Source organism: Pantoea sp. CS_6 (assembly GCF_041954745.1).
GTDB lineage: Bacteria > Pseudomonadota > Gammaproteobacteria > Enterobacterales > Enterobacteriaceae > Pantoea > Pantoea stewartii.
Genome location: NZ_JAVAYG010000001.1, coordinates 96,367 through 111,250, shown reverse-complemented (window position 1 = coordinate 111,250; position 14,884 = coordinate 96,367). Strand labels below are relative to the sequence as shown.

At 52.7% G+C, this 14,884-nt stretch carries 15 protein-coding genes and 2 tRNA genes; 8 read left to right on the top strand and 9 right to left on the bottom strand.

Going from position 1 to position 14,884, the window contains the following annotated elements:
- Nucleotides 1–111 precede the first annotated feature (111 nt).
- Nucleotides 112–1,299 (top strand): formaldehyde dehydrogenase, glutathione-independent, encoded by a 1,188-nt coding sequence (fdhA, locus tag RAC90_RS00485; protein WP_058708382.1) that lies wholly within the window; start codon nt 112–114, stop codon nt 1,297–1,299.
- A 287-nt stretch (nt 1,300–1,586) separates the two neighbouring features.
- Here fdhA and RAC90_RS00480 read toward each other — a convergent pair whose 3' ends face one another.
- Together RAC90_RS00480 and yajD are read right to left on the bottom strand one after the other, a co-directional pair.
- The gene (locus RAC90_RS00480) at nt 1,587–3,386 is read right to left on the bottom strand and encodes a DNA/RNA non-specific endonuclease (RefSeq protein WP_375123813.1); all 1,800 of its coding nucleotides are present in this window, start codon (nt 3,384–3,386) and stop codon (nt 1,587–1,589) included.
- A 272-nt stretch (nt 3,387–3,658) separates the two neighbouring features.
- The gene (yajD, locus tag RAC90_RS00475; protein WP_033740398.1) at nt 3,659–4,006 is read right to left on the bottom strand and encodes an HNH nuclease YajD; all 348 of its coding nucleotides are present in this window, start codon (nt 4,004–4,006) and stop codon (nt 3,659–3,661) included.
- Between the two features lie 489 nt (nt 4,007–4,495).
- On the opposite strand from yajD, the gene RAC90_RS00470 reads away from it, so the two are divergent.
- Nucleotides 4,496–4,571 (top strand) — tRNA-Asn (locus RAC90_RS00470).
- 249 nt (nt 4,572–4,820) lie between these two features.
- On the top strand, nt 4,821–5,222 hold the full coding sequence (locus RAC90_RS00465) for a hypothetical protein (protein ID WP_054633511.1): 402 nt from the start codon (nt 4,821–4,823) through the stop codon (nt 5,220–5,222).
- Between the two features lie 270 nt (nt 5,223–5,492).
- Here RAC90_RS00465 and RAC90_RS00460 read toward each other — a convergent pair whose 3' ends face one another.
- Entirely contained in the window at nt 5,493–5,963 is a 471-nt protein-coding gene (locus tag RAC90_RS00460) for an Lrp/AsnC family transcriptional regulator (RefSeq protein WP_006120213.1), read from the bottom strand.
- Between the two features lie 261 nt (nt 5,964–6,224).
- On the opposite strand from RAC90_RS00460, the gene RAC90_RS00455 reads away from it, so the two are divergent.
- From RAC90_RS00455 to RAC90_RS00440, 4 genes are all read left to right on the top strand, one after another.
- Nucleotides 6,225–6,851, top strand: coding sequence for a LysE family translocator (locus tag RAC90_RS00455; protein WP_375123812.1), 627 nt, complete (start codon nt 6,225–6,227; stop codon nt 6,849–6,851).
- Between the two features lie 147 nt (nt 6,852–6,998).
- Nucleotides 6,999–7,646, top strand: a complete 648-nt coding sequence (locus RAC90_RS00450; protein ID WP_006119781.1) for a TetR family transcriptional regulator — start codon at nt 6,999–7,001, stop codon at nt 7,644–7,646.
- A 64-nt stretch (nt 7,647–7,710) separates the two neighbouring features.
- Nucleotides 7,711–9,093: a D-arabinono-1,4-lactone oxidase gene (locus RAC90_RS00445; protein ID WP_033740403.1), complete on the top strand. Its 1,383-nt coding sequence runs from the start codon at nt 7,711–7,713 to the stop codon at nt 9,091–9,093.
- A gap of 17 nt (nt 9,094–9,110) precedes the next feature.
- Nucleotides 9,111–9,941, top strand: a complete 831-nt coding sequence (locus RAC90_RS00440) for a glycosyltransferase family 8 protein (protein WP_033740405.1) — start codon at nt 9,111–9,113, stop codon at nt 9,939–9,941.
- A 72-nt stretch (nt 9,942–10,013) separates the two neighbouring features.
- On the opposite strand, the gene RAC90_RS00435 is transcribed toward RAC90_RS00440, so the two are convergent.
- Nucleotides 10,014–11,135: a Gfo/Idh/MocA family protein gene (locus RAC90_RS00435; protein ID WP_172912959.1), complete on the bottom strand. Its 1,122-nt coding sequence runs from the start codon at nt 11,133–11,135 to the stop codon at nt 10,014–10,016.
- A gap of 306 nt (nt 11,136–11,441) precedes the next feature.
- Between RAC90_RS00435 and RAC90_RS00430 the strand changes: the two genes are divergently transcribed.
- Nucleotides 11,442–11,517 (top strand) — tRNA-Asn (locus tag RAC90_RS00430).
- Between the two features lie 125 nt (nt 11,518–11,642).
- Here the strand turns inward: RAC90_RS00430 and RAC90_RS00425 are convergent.
- From RAC90_RS00425 to RAC90_RS00405, 5 genes are all read right to left on the bottom strand, one after another.
- Entirely contained in the window at nt 11,643–11,912 is a 270-nt protein-coding gene (locus RAC90_RS00425; protein WP_033740406.1) for a hypothetical protein, read from the bottom strand.
- Between the two features lie 89 nt (nt 11,913–12,001).
- Nucleotides 12,002–12,229 (bottom strand): SymE family type I addiction module toxin, encoded by a 228-nt coding sequence (locus RAC90_RS00420; protein ID WP_054633506.1) that lies wholly within the window; start codon nt 12,227–12,229, stop codon nt 12,002–12,004.
- 666 nt (nt 12,230–12,895) lie between these two features.
- Complete coding sequence (locus RAC90_RS00415) at nt 12,896–13,732, bottom strand: hypothetical protein (protein WP_375123811.1); 837 nt, start codon at nt 13,730–13,732, stop codon at nt 12,896–12,898.
- A 36-nt stretch (nt 13,733–13,768) separates the two neighbouring features.
- Nucleotides 13,769–14,251 carry a type VI secretion system tube protein Hcp gene (locus tag RAC90_RS00410; protein WP_033740412.1) on the bottom strand — a complete coding sequence of 161 codons (483 nt, stop codon included), beginning with the start codon at nt 14,249–14,251 and terminating at the stop codon, nt 13,769–13,771.
- 31 nt (nt 14,252–14,282) lie between these two features.
- Nucleotides 14,283–14,765 carry a type VI secretion system tube protein Hcp gene (locus tag RAC90_RS00405; protein ID WP_039338087.1) on the bottom strand — a complete coding sequence of 161 codons (483 nt, stop codon included), beginning with the start codon at nt 14,763–14,765 and terminating at the stop codon, nt 14,283–14,285.
- Nucleotides 14,766–14,884 lie beyond the last annotated feature (119 nt).

Genomic DNA, 14,884 nt, shown 5'->3' with positions numbered 1-14,884 from the left:
AGCACCACTGACTTGCTTACACTGCCTTTGCAGACCGGTAAGTACCTCACCCTACATGCATGATACCGCGCTGCCAGACAGACCTCTTAATCAGCCAGACAGGACATTACTATGGGAAACGCTTCCAATAAAGGTGTGGTATATCAGGGGCCCGGTAAGGTTGAAGTGATGGATATTGCCGATCCGAAATTCGTCAGCCCCGCGGGTAAAAAAATCGATCACGCGGTCATCATCAAAGTGCTGTCGACCAATATCTGTGGCTCCGATCAGCACATGGTACGTGGACGCACCACCGCACCGGCGGGCATGGTGCTGGGGCATGAAATTACCGGTGAAATCATTGAAAAAGGCACCGACGTTGAAATGCTTAACGTGGGAGATATTGTCTCTGTCCCCTTCAACGTGGCCTGCGGACGTTGTCGCTGCTGCCGGGAACTGGATACCGGCGTGTGCCTGACGGTTAATCCGGCACGCGCTGGCGGCGCATTCGGCTATGTCGATATGGGCGGCTGGGTTGGCGGACAGGCAAAATATGTCATGGTGCCGTATGCCGATTTTAACCTGTTGAAGTTTCCTGACCGGGATCAGGCGCTGGCAAAAATTCTGGATCTGACCATGCTGTCAGACATTCTGCCGACTGGCTTTCATGGTGCGGTCACGGCGGGCGTGGGCGTCGGTTCGATGACCTATGTCGCGGGCGCGGGCCCGGTTGGCCTGGCGGCGGCAGCCTCAGCGCAAATTCTGGGTTCAGCGGTAGTTATGGTTGGTGACTTCAATCAGGATCGCCTGGCGCATGCAGAAAAAATGGGCTTTGTGCCCGTCGACCTGAGCAAACACGATCGCCTGGGTGAAATGATCGCGGATATCATCGGTGTGCCGGAAGTCGACTCGGCGATTGATGCGGTCGGCTTTGAAGCGCGGGGCCATTCGGGTAAAGAGCAGCCGGCTATTGTCCTGAACAGCATGATGGCTGTCACCCGGGTGGCCGGTAAGATTGGTATTCCGGGACTGTATGTAACAGACGATCCGGGCGCTCAGGAGCAGGCAGCCCGTGAAGGATCCCTGAGCCTGAAGTTTGGCCTGGGCTGGTCAAAGGCGCAAACCCTGCACACCGGACAAACGCCAGTGCTGCGATATAACCGCCAGCTCATGAATGCAATTTTGCATGACCGGTTACCCATCGCGAAAATTGTGAACGCCAAAGTGCTGCCCCTTGAACAGGCGGCCGAGGGTTATGCCAGCTTTGATGCCGGCGTGGCCGCCAAATATGTCCTGGATCCACACGGTTTGCTGGCGTAGGCCTTGTCTGCCCCGATGCCGGGACAGGTCGCGGCATCGGCTTACTGTCTTCTTGCCGCCAGTGGCGCGGTTAACCCGTCGGGTTAATGTCATGGTTTAGACAGGGCGAACCGCGAACACATGCAGCGATCGTCCGGCTGAATCTCAGGCTGGCATACTGCTCAGGGCGTTGCTGGCGGGCAAGTCGGCCGACACGTCAGTGATGACAATCTACGAATGCTGCCCGTTCGGAACAACAGAACGGGCAGTGTGATGTCCCTTACATTCAGCCGATTACCGCCGTCCCTTTATAACACCTCAGACCAGCTCATAATCAGCTTTGCCTGCACAGGATCGGCCAGCAGGCTGGGATCGGGTTGCCAGCTGTCCCAGTCGCGGAACGCGCTGAAATCAAGCCCGGTGAGTGTTTCCAGTGAACGAATCGAAACGCGGTATTCGTCCACCTGCGGGACCGCTTCCGGCTGCTGAAGCGGCAGTACGCGGCGCGGTTCGTCCAGCAACTTATCCTGACTGACCAGCAGTGCGGTGGCCTGCGGCGTGCCCTGCGGCCCGATGCGCAGTACCACTTTCCAGAACATAAGCGGCACCTGTAAGTTCCCGTATTGCCGGTGCTGATCGTTAAGTACCGGTCCGGTCAGCACGCTAATCTGCTGTTTGGTTTTTAACACACCATATTCCAGGATGTAGCGCTCAACACCTTGCCAGTACTGCACACTCTGGTTAAAGCGAAAATGCTGCGGTGAACAGTTGGTAAAATGAAACGTGTCTTTATTGGCGCGCACTGCTTCGGCCGCGGTGCCCCAGGTAGGATCGCTACGGCGGGTGAGATGGCCCCGATCAAACCAGCGGCTGAATTCACTATAGAACGCCTGGCCGGTGATATAGCGACTGTCGATACGGCTGTCTTCATACCAGCGGTCGCCTTCAGGGAGCAGCGAAGGTTGTCCACTGCCGCGGTCAATATTGATGTAGCGCGCACCATCAATATTGGTGGCTGTGAAAAAGGCCAGCTTCCGCCCTGCGCTCATGATCAGCGAGAAGTGCTCATAATCCAGCGTGGCTTCTGCACCGCTGCGCCCATTACGCAGCGGTGCGACTTCACTGGCGCGTGGCGCGATAATCCCGGCGACATCAACATGCGTGCCCGACAGAAAGCCCGCCTGATAACCGTCGCGATTAGCATAATTTTCATCGGGTGCAGCGGCACTGGGCAGCACCTGTTCCGCTGCGGGCTCAGCCTTGAGCGCCTGCATCAGCGACGATTGCCAGGCTTCAGGTAACGTCGGCAGCGCGCCTTTAAGCCAGTCGGTAAGCGCGCTGATGCGGATGCCTTCATTGACCCATTTTCCGTTCTCTTCCACGCCGCCGTGATGAAGCGCCACCAGCTGCCAGCTGTCATTGAAAACGGGTGCGCCCGACGAGCCACCTTCGCTGTCGGCTTCGTAGTGCAAAAACTCTTCATGACGGGCTAACAGTGCATTATTGCGCAGCGAGACCTGCTGCGGCGCACCGCCGGGATGGTGGATAAGATTAAGGTGGATGCCCAACGCATGTTTATCGTTGCGGTCATTGAGCGCCAGCGGCAGCGGTTGCTCGCCACTGTCGTCAAGCGCGTCGCCTAACGCGATCAGCGTGCAGTCCAATGCTTCGGTCGGGCTGGTGAGCCAGAAGCGTTCCGCATCCACACTGAAAAGACGTCCCTGAATCATCTCACCCGCTTCCCCCTGGCGGTAGCCAAACTGAAGCGTAATACGGCCTTTTTCAGGCGGTTCAGGTAGCAAATGGTGATTCGTGACAAACAGGTTGCCCCAGGTTAAAAACCCACTGCCTTTGGGTACGCCATCTTCCCTGACCAGTGCCACCGCCCTGGAGGCGCTCAGCCCCTGCTGCAAAAAAGAGACGGGCAGCAAATCATTCGTGCCGATGATGACCTGTTGTCTGGCGCGTTGCTGAAAGGCATAACGCTGTGCGCGTCGAGAATCAGGTTCCGCTGGCAGACCCTGACTCAGCGCCGTGCGCGTCTGTTGCCGCTGTCCGGCTGTCAACGCCAGCCTTGCGGCAATCTGTGCTTGCAGTTGCTCGTTCATTCACTTCTCCATGGTCGACGGTGCCCCTTTAACCATAGCTGTTTAAAACGGAGTACGCGGCAGGTGAGCATATCAACGGGCATGCTGCACTTTTGCACTATGAGGCGAACGACATCACCAGGCTGTTGATTCAGCCTCGTGCGGAAGGGCTTTGCCCCTGGGGTATAAGGTGCGAACAGTCAGAGAGGGAGTGGATAGCAGGCGCATAAAAACGGATGCGCGTCTGACCGCTGTCAGGCACGAACGCAAAGGTCACGTCCGGGCCTTCAGTCTTACTTTTTCTTATCCAGCATTGCCTTTAAATCCGCAAACGGATTATAGGTGGCTTCGCCCACGTCTTTTTGCGCGTCCTCACCCGCCACAACCCGGGTGCCATACTGGTCAGCTTCCGTATACTTCGAGTGTTCGTGATCGTGGCAGTACAGGCACAGCAATTCCCAGTTACTGCCATCTTCCGGGTTATTGGTGTGGTCGTGATCAATATGATGAACCGTTAATTCACGCAGGTTGGAATAGACAAACTCGCGCGAACAGCGCCCACAAACCCATGGATAGATTTTCAGGGCTTTCTCACGGTAGCCACTTTCAAGCCGTGAGTAGTTTTTTGGAATCAACGCCATGACGATATTACCTGTGATAAAGAGTGTTTGAGACAAGCTACAGGGACGAATGCTGCATACTACGTCCGTGGATGGCGCAACGCCAGCCTTGTGCGGTGCGTTTGTGGCTGTGGTAAGGAAGACGTAGCACGCTATCGCTTACCGATATGCTGTGGAAACCTGTGGCGCGAATGCACTCGACGTGAATGAACAAAAGCAGGCTATGCACGTTTATCAAAAGCTGGGCTTTGTCATCATGGGCCGCCTGGAACAGGATGGTCAGGCTAATCCATTTCCTTCATTGCATAGGCAACGATGATGCGGGTCGCACTCACCTGTCCGGCATGGGTGCTGTGATAAAACCATTTTATGGATGAAGAAGAGCAGGAATGCGCAAAGTTGCGCTTGAAACAACCAGAATGCTGAATCCTTCAGCAAACAGACTGTCCGGCGCGAAAACCGCTTTGACTCAGTAAGATCAGTCCATTACTATGCGCCCTGTAGCACGATTCCTCTGTAGTTCAGTCGGTAGAACGGCGGACTGTTAATCCGTATGTCACTGGTTCGAGTCCAGTCAGAGGAGCCAGATTAGAAAAACCCGCTCAGGGAAACCGGAGCGGGTTTTTGTTAGTCTCTTAAACTCTCTCTGCGCCCGAACAGTCGTTTCAGTCAACACCGGGTTGTCAAGATAAACCGCTTCGCTCTCCAGTATTAAACCACTCACTCGCTGTTCGCTAATATAAAACACTCGTTTATCAACGGTTTATAGACCAAAATATACGTCGGGTGCTAGTGTTTCGCCTTATAACAAAAATATTAACCCTTGAGGCGATTAATGAGAAAGCGTGTGCTGTATTTTGCTTTAACGATGATGTTGACAGGATGTGTAGCCCGTTCTCATGAACCCGATCCACTACAAGTGCAGCTTGCCAGTTACGGTACGCTGCCAGACACTTATAAAACGGATGTCAAAAATACGTTTTATTATCATTTGAAAGATCCTTACAGCGCGCATTATCGTTTTTTTAAACCTTTTAAAGGATATACCTGGGTAATGAATGTGCCCGAAGATAAAGAAGAATTGATGTTTGGCTGGGTCATCCCCGGCGTGATTAATGCAAAAAACAGTTTTGGCGCTTATGTCGGCGCGCGCAGATTCGTGGTGATTTATTCAAATGGTCAATACCACAATCTTTACTACACGAAAGGCACGAAAAAAATCGGGCGGGCTCCTTAAAACAGCATTTTGTTTTCTGAACCATTAACACGCCATGGTCAATGGCGTGTTTTTCAAATCACAGCGATAAAGGCGCAGAGTTTCGCGGAATGAATGCCCATTGTGTCGCCTGATATTACCTCTGCCCACGCCAGAGACATCAAAACGCCTTTTATGGCACCCCGGCTTTTCCGTCATTTCCTGCTCTTTATAACTGTCGCGTCAACGCTACGTTTAATGCGGCTGAGTCCGGCTGCATCACACATGCTGCATAAGATTCAGCCGGTCATATCAGTGTGTATTTTTAACCGGATAAGCGGTCAGCGGTTTGATCTCTTTAAGCACAAACATACTTTGCATCTCTTTAATGCGCGGCAATCTGCGTACTACAGACATGGCGAACTCCGCATAAGTTTCGAGATCGCTCGCCACAACCTGTAGCAGGAAATCGGCATCACCACCGATACTGTAGCAGGCCACCACATCATCCAGCGCCGTGACCTGTTGCTCGAATTTTTTTGCCTCATCCTCGCTGTGGCAATCAATAACCACCCGAATAAACACCATGACCCCGGCGCCGATTTTTTTGCGGTCCAGTACAGCCCGGTACCCCTGAATGACGCCCTGCTCTTCCAGCCTGCGCACTTTACGCCAGCACGGTGAGGCAGACATACCAATCTTGTCAGCCAGTTCCTGATTAGTAATACGGGCATCGTCCTGTAAAACACGCAGGATTTTCATTTCTGTCTTATCAAGCAGCATACCGGTCAATTCCTTTCACTACATTTCGTTTATGAGGTTAATTCTTGCAAAGAATACGATAAATGAATGTGATTGAGACAGCCTATTTCTGTCTCGCCAGGACATACTGTTTTCAGGTGCTGTACAAGGTGCAGATCAAAAGAAATGGCCGGACAGGGCAGATTAAGGCGGCAGACGAGTCCGGGTTGTCCTCGTCGTGCCGCTTTTCATGGCCAGCCTGTCTGGATTTTATCCCGACATAACATTTATGAAGGAAAGACGATGCCTGCGATAACAGAATTACTGCCTTATATACTGGCGCTGGGTCTGGCCGCGGCCATTCCCGGCCCGGGCATGACAGCGATCGTGGCCCGTACCCTTAACGGGGGCTCTCTGGCGGGTTTGGCTGCGCTTGCAGGCGTGATAATGGGCGATTTATTTTATTTGACGCTCGCCGTGTTTGACCTGGCCGTTGTCGCTCATACCTATACCGGACTGTTTACACTGATTAACTGGGCTGCGGCGCTCTATTTAGCTTTTCTGGCCTGGCAGTTCTGGTCTTATCAGCCGCATTCCATCACGCTGGACCAAAAAGTGACGCACAAGCAACTGACTTCTGCCTGGCTGTCAGGCCTGACCATCACACTGGGCAACCCGAAAACAATCGCGTTTTATCTGGCCATATTACCGCTTGTGATATCGCTGGAGAGCATATCCTTTACATTCTGGGCAGCCAGACTGGTGCCCGTTACCGCAGCGGTACTGCTGATGGTCGGGGCCATGTTTATTCTGGCGGCAGTAAGCGTTCGCGCATTACTGACCAGCCAACGTGCACAGCGCATCATGTTTAAATCGGTCGGCGTTATCATGCTGCTGGCCGCCATCGGTATGATCCTGAAAACGCTTTAATGCCGTGACCGAGGTGACACGGCTTCCCGTGCGACGTCAGAACAGACTGATTAATCTTCATTTGCTCTCGGTATAAGTAACAGCCCTGATCCGCTGTGGTAACATCTTGCCCTCACCTTCTCGTTACCGGGCACCCTGTTAAGCACTATGTCAGACACTACGAAACGCAAAAATGATCCTGAAGGACTTAAAAAGCGCATTCTTGCGAGCGCACTGACGACCTTTGCTGAGTTTGGTATGCAAGGCGCCCGTCTTGAGCAAATTGCTGAAAATGCCCAGACGACTAAACGAATGGTGGTTTACCATTTTGGCAATAAGGAACAACTCTATATCGATGCGCTGGAACAGGTTTACCAGCAGATCAGGGAGCATGAAACTGGCCTGAATCTGGCCTCGCTCGCCCCTGAGCAGGCCATCATAAAACTGGTTGAAGCCAGCTTCGATTACCATGTTTCCCACCCGGATTTTGTGCGTCTGATCTGTATGGAGAACCTGTCTCGCGGCCGCTACATCTCGCAGTCTGCCCGTCTGAGCCAGCTGAACCGCAGTGCGCTGGACTTACTGGATGATATTCTGAGCCGGGGACAGCAGCAGGGACTGTTCATCAAAGAGATCGAGACCCTGGACGTGCATCGCCTGATCAGCAGTATTTGTGTGCATCAGGTCTCCAACCGATTCACCTTCAATACGCTGTTTAGTCGGGACAAAAATGAAGACGAGATCATCCGTCGTAATCGCCAGCTCGCCGTCACGGCAACGCTGCGCTACATCAGATGCTCACGCCACGCGTCCTGAGCGCTGAAAAGGATAGTCTATGCTTAAGTGGTAATAACAATATCACTTAAGTAAGGAAAGCAGCTTGAGCAGAGACGCCAGCCTTTATCCGCTTCGCCAGACGCAGCGTGAACCTCATGACAATACACTCTGGAACTGGGCGCAAAACGCGCCGATTGGTACACAACAGCAGGTAAAACGCCCTGCCAATGAGGCGGCTTTGCAGCAGTTACTGCGCGACACTCACAACACAGTGCGCGTTATTGGCAAAACCTACTCACCCGGCAGAATGCTGGCTGTGCATCCCGACGATCTGCTGCTGGATCTGAGCGCCTTTACCGGCCTGCTCCGCAGCGATGCTCACAGCGTTACGTTTGCAGGCGCCACACCGCTCGAACAGATCTACAGCACCCTGACAGACATGGACCGCATGCTGGCCTCTTCGCCGGGCGTGATCTCCGTGCAGACGCTGGCCGGTGCGATGGCAACCGGTACGCACGGCCAGGGTCTGCAGCAAAGCTCCATTGCGGACGAAGCCGAGCAGATCCGTCTGGTGCTGAGCGACGGATCCATACGGGAGCTGTCGCGCGGTGACGACGATTTTGCGGCGGCGCTGGTGTCGCTCGGCACCCTGGGCATCGTGACCGAAGTGACGTTGCGCACCCAACCGTTCCGCATCTTCACCTGCCACAAGAATGCGGTTTCGGCGGACAACCTGGAAAGCGATCTGCTGCGCTGGAATGAGGATTATGCACTCAGTAAGGCCTGGTGGTTTGTTGACGATAACATCATGCACGTCTGGAATGCACATCAGGCCAGCTACGATGAGATCCAGCGTTACGAGCAGTCGGGACGCGAAGTAGTAGAACATGCCGATGAAGGTGATGACAGCCTGAACGATACTATCGAACAGACGCTGGAGCACATGCATCGCGATACGCAGATTCACGGTAAAGGCGGCAAACAGTTCCGCACTGTGACTCGCTTTCGCGACTTTACCGATGTCACAGGCGACATCTACCAACTGTTCTGTCGCGGTATCGCCGTGCCGCAGATCAACGTTGAGATTGGCGTTCCGCTGGCGCGCACGCCGGCGATCATCAGCAAGATCAAACGCTGGTATGCCGAAAATCGTCCGCACATGCACTATCCGATTATCCTGCGCTGCACCGGTGCCTCATCCGCCTGGCTGAGCCCCGCCTTCGACCAGCCCACCTGCTTCTTTGGCTTTGTCGTTTATTACGCAGATGATGGATCGCTTTCTGAGGCCGGCCTGCACTTTTTAAGCGAGGTGGAGAAACTGCTGGCCGAAGAAGGTGGGCGTCCGCACTGGGGTAAATATTACGATGCCTCGCTCTACCACTGGCGGGATCTTTATCCGCACTGGGACCGCTTTCGCGCCCTGCGTGAACAACTTGATCCGCACCACCGCTTCAGCAACGACTATACCGCTGCACTGTTTAACTAATTTAAAAAAGGGATGTTATGTTTGCCTGGGTAACGTTACTGACACAACCGGATTATCTGGTGGGCGTGAAAGCGCTGCACCGATCACTGCAACAGACGAAAACACGCTGGCCACTGCTTGTGATGGCCACCAATGCTATCAGTGACAGCGAGTGTGAAGCCCTCAGGGATGAGGGCTGTATTATCCGCCGGGTTGATCCGCTTTATCCGGACAATGATTTGAATCAGCACTATGCTTCTGAACGCTTTGGCGAGGTCTGGACTAAGCTGCGCGCCTGGCAGTTGACCGAGTATCGGCGCGTGGTATTCCTGGATGCTGACATGCTCATCTTAAAGAATATGGATGAACTGTTTACACTGGACCTGGGTGACTTCGTGCTGGCCGCCTGCCACGCCTGCCGCTGTAATCCTAACCAAATTGAGTCCTATCCTGACAGTTGGGAGCCCGAGTTCTGCCACTATACCTGGCAGGAGCGCGAGCAGACGCCGCCGGCTCATGTGGATTATTACCTGAACGGTGGATTCCTGGTGCTGGAACCGGATGAGACTGTCTTTAACGATCTTGAAGCGCGTATTGCCGCCATTGATGACCTGCGCGCCTATGCCTTTTCAGAACAGGACTTGCTCAACGAAGCTTTTAAAGATAAATGGCTGCCCCTTTCCTATATTTATAACGCGCTAAAAACGCTTCGTTTTCAGCACGATACGTTGTGGGAATGTAAAGAGGTGAAGAACCTGCACTACATTCTGGCGAAGCCCTGGGAGCGGGATTTGTCACAGCCGGTGAGCCAGCGTGACCGTTATTACGCGATGGACAAGCTGTGGTGGGACAAAGCGTCTGACTGCTGATAACAACGTGCGCCTGCCTGTCCGCAGGCGCACAGGTTCCCGTCTGTGCATTAAAGTATGCTGTAACTACTATCAGACTTCCTGCCAGCACCGTTCTGTGGCGGACAGCGCAATCGCCTCCAGCACCTTTTGTACCTGCAAACCTTCGGCAAAATCCGGCCACATACGATCGCCTGCGGCGACGCCATTAATCAGATCGCGTATTTCCACGGTCTTTTGATCGTTAAAGCCGATACCGTGGCCTGCTGACACACAGAAACTGGCGTAATCCGGATGAGCAGGCCCGGTCAGAATCGTTTTGAAGCCCTGACGCCCTGCGGGTTCATCATGAAGATAGAGTTCAAGCTCTGCCATCCGTTCCTGCGTATAGCGCAGCGTGCCTTTAGTGCCCGTCACCACATAGGTCAGGCCCATCTTGGCTCCGCAGGCAATGCGCGAGGTTTCAATCACGCCGTGCGCCCCGTTCTGGAAACGCAGCAATGCGCTGGCCTGATCTTCGTTTTCAACCGGTAACTGACGACTGAGATCTTTCGGGTCAGGACGCGACCTGATGACCGTCATCATATCGCCGCTGACTTCCACAATATTGCCGACCAGATAATGCGCCATATTGACGATATGCGCAGCCAGATCGCCCAGGGCGCCCAGTCCGGCCAGTGCTTTTTGGCAGTGCCAGTCGAGCGGAGTGTCAGGTTTTGCCAGATAGTCCTCATTGTGCGTGCCATAAAAGTGCACCACTTCGCCGATTTCGCCTCGGGCAATAATCTCTTTCGCCAGCTGACTGGTGGGGTTTTTCATGTAATTGAAGCCCACCAGCGTTTTCACGCCGGCCTTTGCCGCGGCTTCCACCATTTCCCGGGCATCCGCCACGGTCAGGGAAAGCGGCTTTTCGGAATAGACATGTTTACCGTTAGCAATCGCAGCCAGCGCCATCTCTTTATGCAGAAAATTGGGCGCACAGATATCCACCACATCAATATTGGGATCGCACACCAGCTCACGCCAGTCACCGGTTGAACGGGCAAACCCAAAGGTGGCGGCCTGCTTTGCCGCCAGTTCCGGATTCACCTCTGCCAGCATCTCACGGATAATCTCCCCTTTTAACGCAAACACCGCAGGGGCCTGGGCATAAGCAATCGCATGACAGCGGCCAATGTAGCCACTGCCGATCATGCCGATTCTGACTTTGTTCATTTGGACTCCGGGCGGACAGCGAAAGTTGAAATGAAATTTAAATTCCATTTATGAGCATTTCAAACTAAAAATGAAATAAATGTGACGAACATAAAGAACAATCGTCACTGCCCAGTCCAAGGCGAAATTTTACGCGGAGTGGGGTCTCTGTTTACTCAATAAGAAACCCTGTGAAGCCGCTTGTTAGGGTTAGCGATACGGCACAGCGCACAGAGTTGGCGAGTATTTCAGCAATCAGACACTTTTATTAAAAAGAGCTTTGACAAGCCTGCACGACGTCGATAATATGCGCCCCGTTCAAACGATTCCTCTGTAGTTCAGTCGGTAGAACGGCGGACTGTTAATCCGTATGTCACTGGTTCGAGTCCAGTCAGAGGAGCCAGATTTAGAGAAGCCCGCTCAGGGAAACCTGAGCGGGCTTTTTGTTTTGGGAATGGCGTGAAATACGCAACAATCCAGGTCGCGTTACAGCGCAGGGAACTTAACGCAGGCGCTGCTCCGGCTGCGCTACTTCTTACCTACGATAAAACCCGCTACCGCGCGTAAGCCATCGATGATCGGCATCGTTGCCGCCCCCGCCAGGAAGTCCTCGTAATCCGCCTGGTTACGTCGGCGAATATCCGCAAAGCGAGCGAGTGCCTTTTTCTCACTGGACGCACTCACCTCCTCAAATTGCTTTTCATAGCCCTGCGCAATGAGCTGGGTAGCGTTGTCTGTAGACGATTTTTCCAGCACGACAATCTGCTTACCCTTTTGGAAAAAACAGTAATGTGGCATGTCAGGCTCCTTAAACGGGGCGGTTGATTCTGTAACTATAAACGGTGATGAGAGCAACACAACCCTTAACGCGCTCGGGAAAGGTTCTCTTATGACTCCGGTGTCTCGACCTGCAACACGATACAGCCCTTGCTGATCTCTGCCCTTACCTTCGTCCCCGTCTCGAATCCCAACTCACGTAACCATTTGCCACTAATGTTCAGCGCAGGTGTGCTGGTGTCCCCGAATTTAGGTACATAACCAACTGTATAATGTCGCTGGGTTTTAAATGAGGCCGCCGTAAGTGCAGCGTCAGAAGATCGGGCATTCATCGTCATTTGCAAGCTCCTGGTCAATAAGGTGAGTCCATCATTCGCGAGGCCATTTGACGCGATACAGGCCGGATGAGGCTGTATCTGCTTCTGGTGCACCAGCACCGGGTTTGCGCCTTCAGACAGCCCGCTTACTGTTTATATCTGCAAGACATCAATGAGTTAAAAGAGTGCCGACGCGCTGATATCGGGAGGTTTTCTTACTGGGCTGGTCCCGCTATCGGGTCTGACAAACGCTTGTAAACCATAACGATTTTAGCGGATGACAACAAGTCAGGACCTGGAAGCTAACTCGCATAACGTTGACAATATTCTGCTGTCTGTCCCGTCCGGCCCTGCGGCCGACTGTTAATGCGCCTCCAACGCATACGTCGCGCCAACTGACACGCCGTATGCGCGAATGGTTGATGTGAATGGTGGGACCTGAAGCCTGACTTTTGGCAGGCGCAAAGCAATACCGTTTACCCGGGCGGAAAAGCGCGGGATAACCTTTATCCGCGCAGGGTAACTTATCTGAGAAGTGAGTCGGTAAACGCAAAATCCAGGGCGTATGCTTTAACCGGTAAGGTGGTCAGTCTGCTTACCTTTATCAAGACGTGAATTCACCGTCCGGCACGCTAAGCGGGCTTGCCGTCTGAATAGCGTTGCCTTCAGACAGCTTTTCGCCATTCCTTACGGGAATTTTAAGTTAATCAGATTACTGTACTGCGTGCGTGAAATAGAAAGGGGTGCCTGGTTTTTAAAAAAAACCTTCACAAACTCGGCACTTGTGCCATACAGCTCCACACGCTGATATTCATGGCGGATAAATTGCTGAAGGATGGGCGTCATGTCCCGCGCATGATCCTGGGGCCAGGCGTTATGGGATGCCACGGTTTGCTCAAAGGTGAGGGGCGTACGCATTTGATCGTCGGGTTTAAAATTAGCGCGTTTACGCTCCGCTTCTGTTTTGAAGTCTTCAAAGGCTTCATGTGCAGTATTAAAGAGATCCGCAAGTGCTTTGATATGGGCAGCCATCTGATTAACGGCAACGGTTTTTTTGTTGACGAAGTAGACGCCTACCGCAGAAAAGAGTGCCGCCAGTACAGGAAGAGAGCCCCGTCCAATAATACTTCCAAGACCCTGGTAAGCGGACCATAAAACCACACCTGTAGCGCCAGTAGAGCTTGATATCGCACCTGTAGCAATCGAACTTGCCTGCTGAACTCTGACGCCGCCAATACGATTGTCAAGGTGCCGAATTTCTCCGCCAGGCCTCCTGACTGAAGCCGACTCTTCGTTCCAGGTTTTATAACGACGGTTATTATCTTCTTTATAATTCGACATCGCATAAGCAATCTGGCTGGTATCGGTTTTACTCAGCCGGGCGATTTCCGCTGGTTCAAACGATCTGACTAAAATCAGCGCTTCATCAAGCACCTCTTTGGACAGAAAGTTAGCGGAACCCGCAGGATTAAAACGAGGGTCCGTAGTCAGGCCCTCAATAAGACTCACTTTTGGAAATGCCATAACGCCCTCACTTTTTGATGCCGCCCGACGAAGTCATTAGTTTTCTTTATTTTGTTTAATATCCCAGCCCATCTGTACAGAAGCGGCTTTCGTTCCCTGAGAAGCCTGTTCCCAGTATTCCAGTGCCACTTTGCTGGCCTGAAAGGAATATTGCATACCCAGTGTTGACGCGTGCCCGACGCCGGTGAAGTCAGTCTGTGTCACCAGGACATCCTCAAGTGTGATGCGGGTATACTCCACTTCCTGTCCACCCGCCTTGCAAACGGACAGCTGAACTTTCGGCAGATGTTTACCACTGGCGCAATATTTCACTAATGCAGGCGTGGCCTTATCAATTAAGGCCTCAACGGTTAAATCGCGGTAATTTACTTTACCTGCTCCCCCACCGCCGCCAACGGCCATATTCCCTGGCTGCTGCGCGCCCCAGTCAAATGAAAGTACATCAATCCATTTTTTATGATTCGCATTTTGCGACTCACCTTCAATCCCGTCTATCTTCAAAAATATATCAATAGCCATTTTTCACCTTTATATTTACGGGCAGATTAACTCAGCTCTCTTTATTTTGTTTAATATCCCAACCGGCTTTGCTTTCCGCACCTTTAGTCCCGCTGGCGCTTTGCTCCCAATAGCTGGTAGAAACTTTAGATGCCTGAAAGGCATAGTCCACAACAATAGTGTCACTTTGCCCGATACCGTTGAAATTCGTTGCGGTGACCAGAACATCTTCCAGCACAATTTTCGTGTACTCAATCTGACTACCGCCAGCTTTGCAAACCGACAGTTCAACTTTTGAAACATGCTTTCCGCTGGAACAGTATTTAAGAATGGCTGGCGTGGATTTATCGATTAAGGCTTTGATCCGCAGATCGTTAAAACTCACTTTTCCTGCGCCACCACCGCCGCCAACAGCCATATTGCCGGGTTGTGAAGCCCCCCACTCAAATGAGAGTACGTCGGTCCATCCTTTATGTTTACTGTCCTGTGATTCACCTGTGGTGCCTTCAACTTTCAAATAAATATCGATCGCCATTCTTTTTTCCGGTTAGTTTGGGGTGGGACAAAATGCACGATGCACATCGCCAGGCTGAGACATTTCGTCAGCATCAGTGCCATCTTAAATTCAGGATAAGCACCGGCCTGTCATTTCTG

Excerpts from the sequence above, each read along its gene's own strand:
- RAC90_RS00440 (WP_033740405.1), top strand. The coding sequence starts at position 9,111 with ATGTTTGCCTGGGTAACGTTACTGACACAACCGGATTATCTGGTGGGC.
- RAC90_RS00415 (WP_375123811.1), bottom strand. The coding sequence starts at position 13,732 with ATGGCATTTCCAAAAGTGAGTCTTATTGAGGGCCTGACTACGGACCCT.
- RAC90_RS00465 (WP_054633511.1), top strand. The coding sequence starts at position 4,821 with ATGAGAAAGCGTGTGCTGTATTTTGCTTTAACGATGATGTTGACAGGA.
- RAC90_RS00455 (WP_375123812.1), top strand. The coding sequence starts at position 6,225 with ATGCCTGCGATAACAGAATTACTGCCTTATATACTGGCGCTGGGTCTG.
- RAC90_RS00460 (WP_006120213.1), bottom strand. The coding sequence starts at position 5,963 with ATGCTGCTTGATAAGACAGAAATGAAAATCCTGCGTGTTTTACAGGAC.
- RAC90_RS00450 (WP_006119781.1), top strand. The coding sequence starts at position 6,999 with ATGTCAGACACTACGAAACGCAAAAATGATCCTGAAGGACTTAAAAAG.
- RAC90_RS00410 (WP_033740412.1), bottom strand. The coding sequence starts at position 14,251 with ATGGCTATTGATATATTTTTGAAGATAGACGGGATTGAAGGTGAGTCG.
- RAC90_RS00425 (WP_033740406.1), bottom strand. The coding sequence starts at position 11,912 with ATGCCACATTACTGTTTTTTCCAAAAGGGTAAGCAGATTGTCGTGCTG.
- yajD (WP_033740398.1), bottom strand. The coding sequence starts at position 4,006 with ATGGCGTTGATTCCAAAAAACTACTCACGGCTTGAAAGTGGCTACCGT.
- RAC90_RS00435 (WP_172912959.1), bottom strand. The coding sequence starts at position 11,135 with ATGAACAAAGTCAGAATCGGCATGATCGGCAGTGGCTACATTGGCCGC.
- RAC90_RS00420 (WP_054633506.1), bottom strand. The coding sequence starts at position 12,229 with ATGACGATGAATGCCCGATCTTCTGACGCTGCACTTACGGCGGCCTCA.
- RAC90_RS00480 (WP_375123813.1), bottom strand. The coding sequence starts at position 3,386 with ATGAACGAGCAACTGCAAGCACAGATTGCCGCAAGGCTGGCGTTGACA.
- RAC90_RS00405 (WP_039338087.1), bottom strand. The coding sequence starts at position 14,765 with ATGGCGATCGATATTTATTTGAAAGTTGAAGGCACCACAGGTGAATCA.
- fdhA (WP_058708382.1), top strand. The coding sequence starts at position 112 with ATGGGAAACGCTTCCAATAAAGGTGTGGTATATCAGGGGCCCGGTAAG.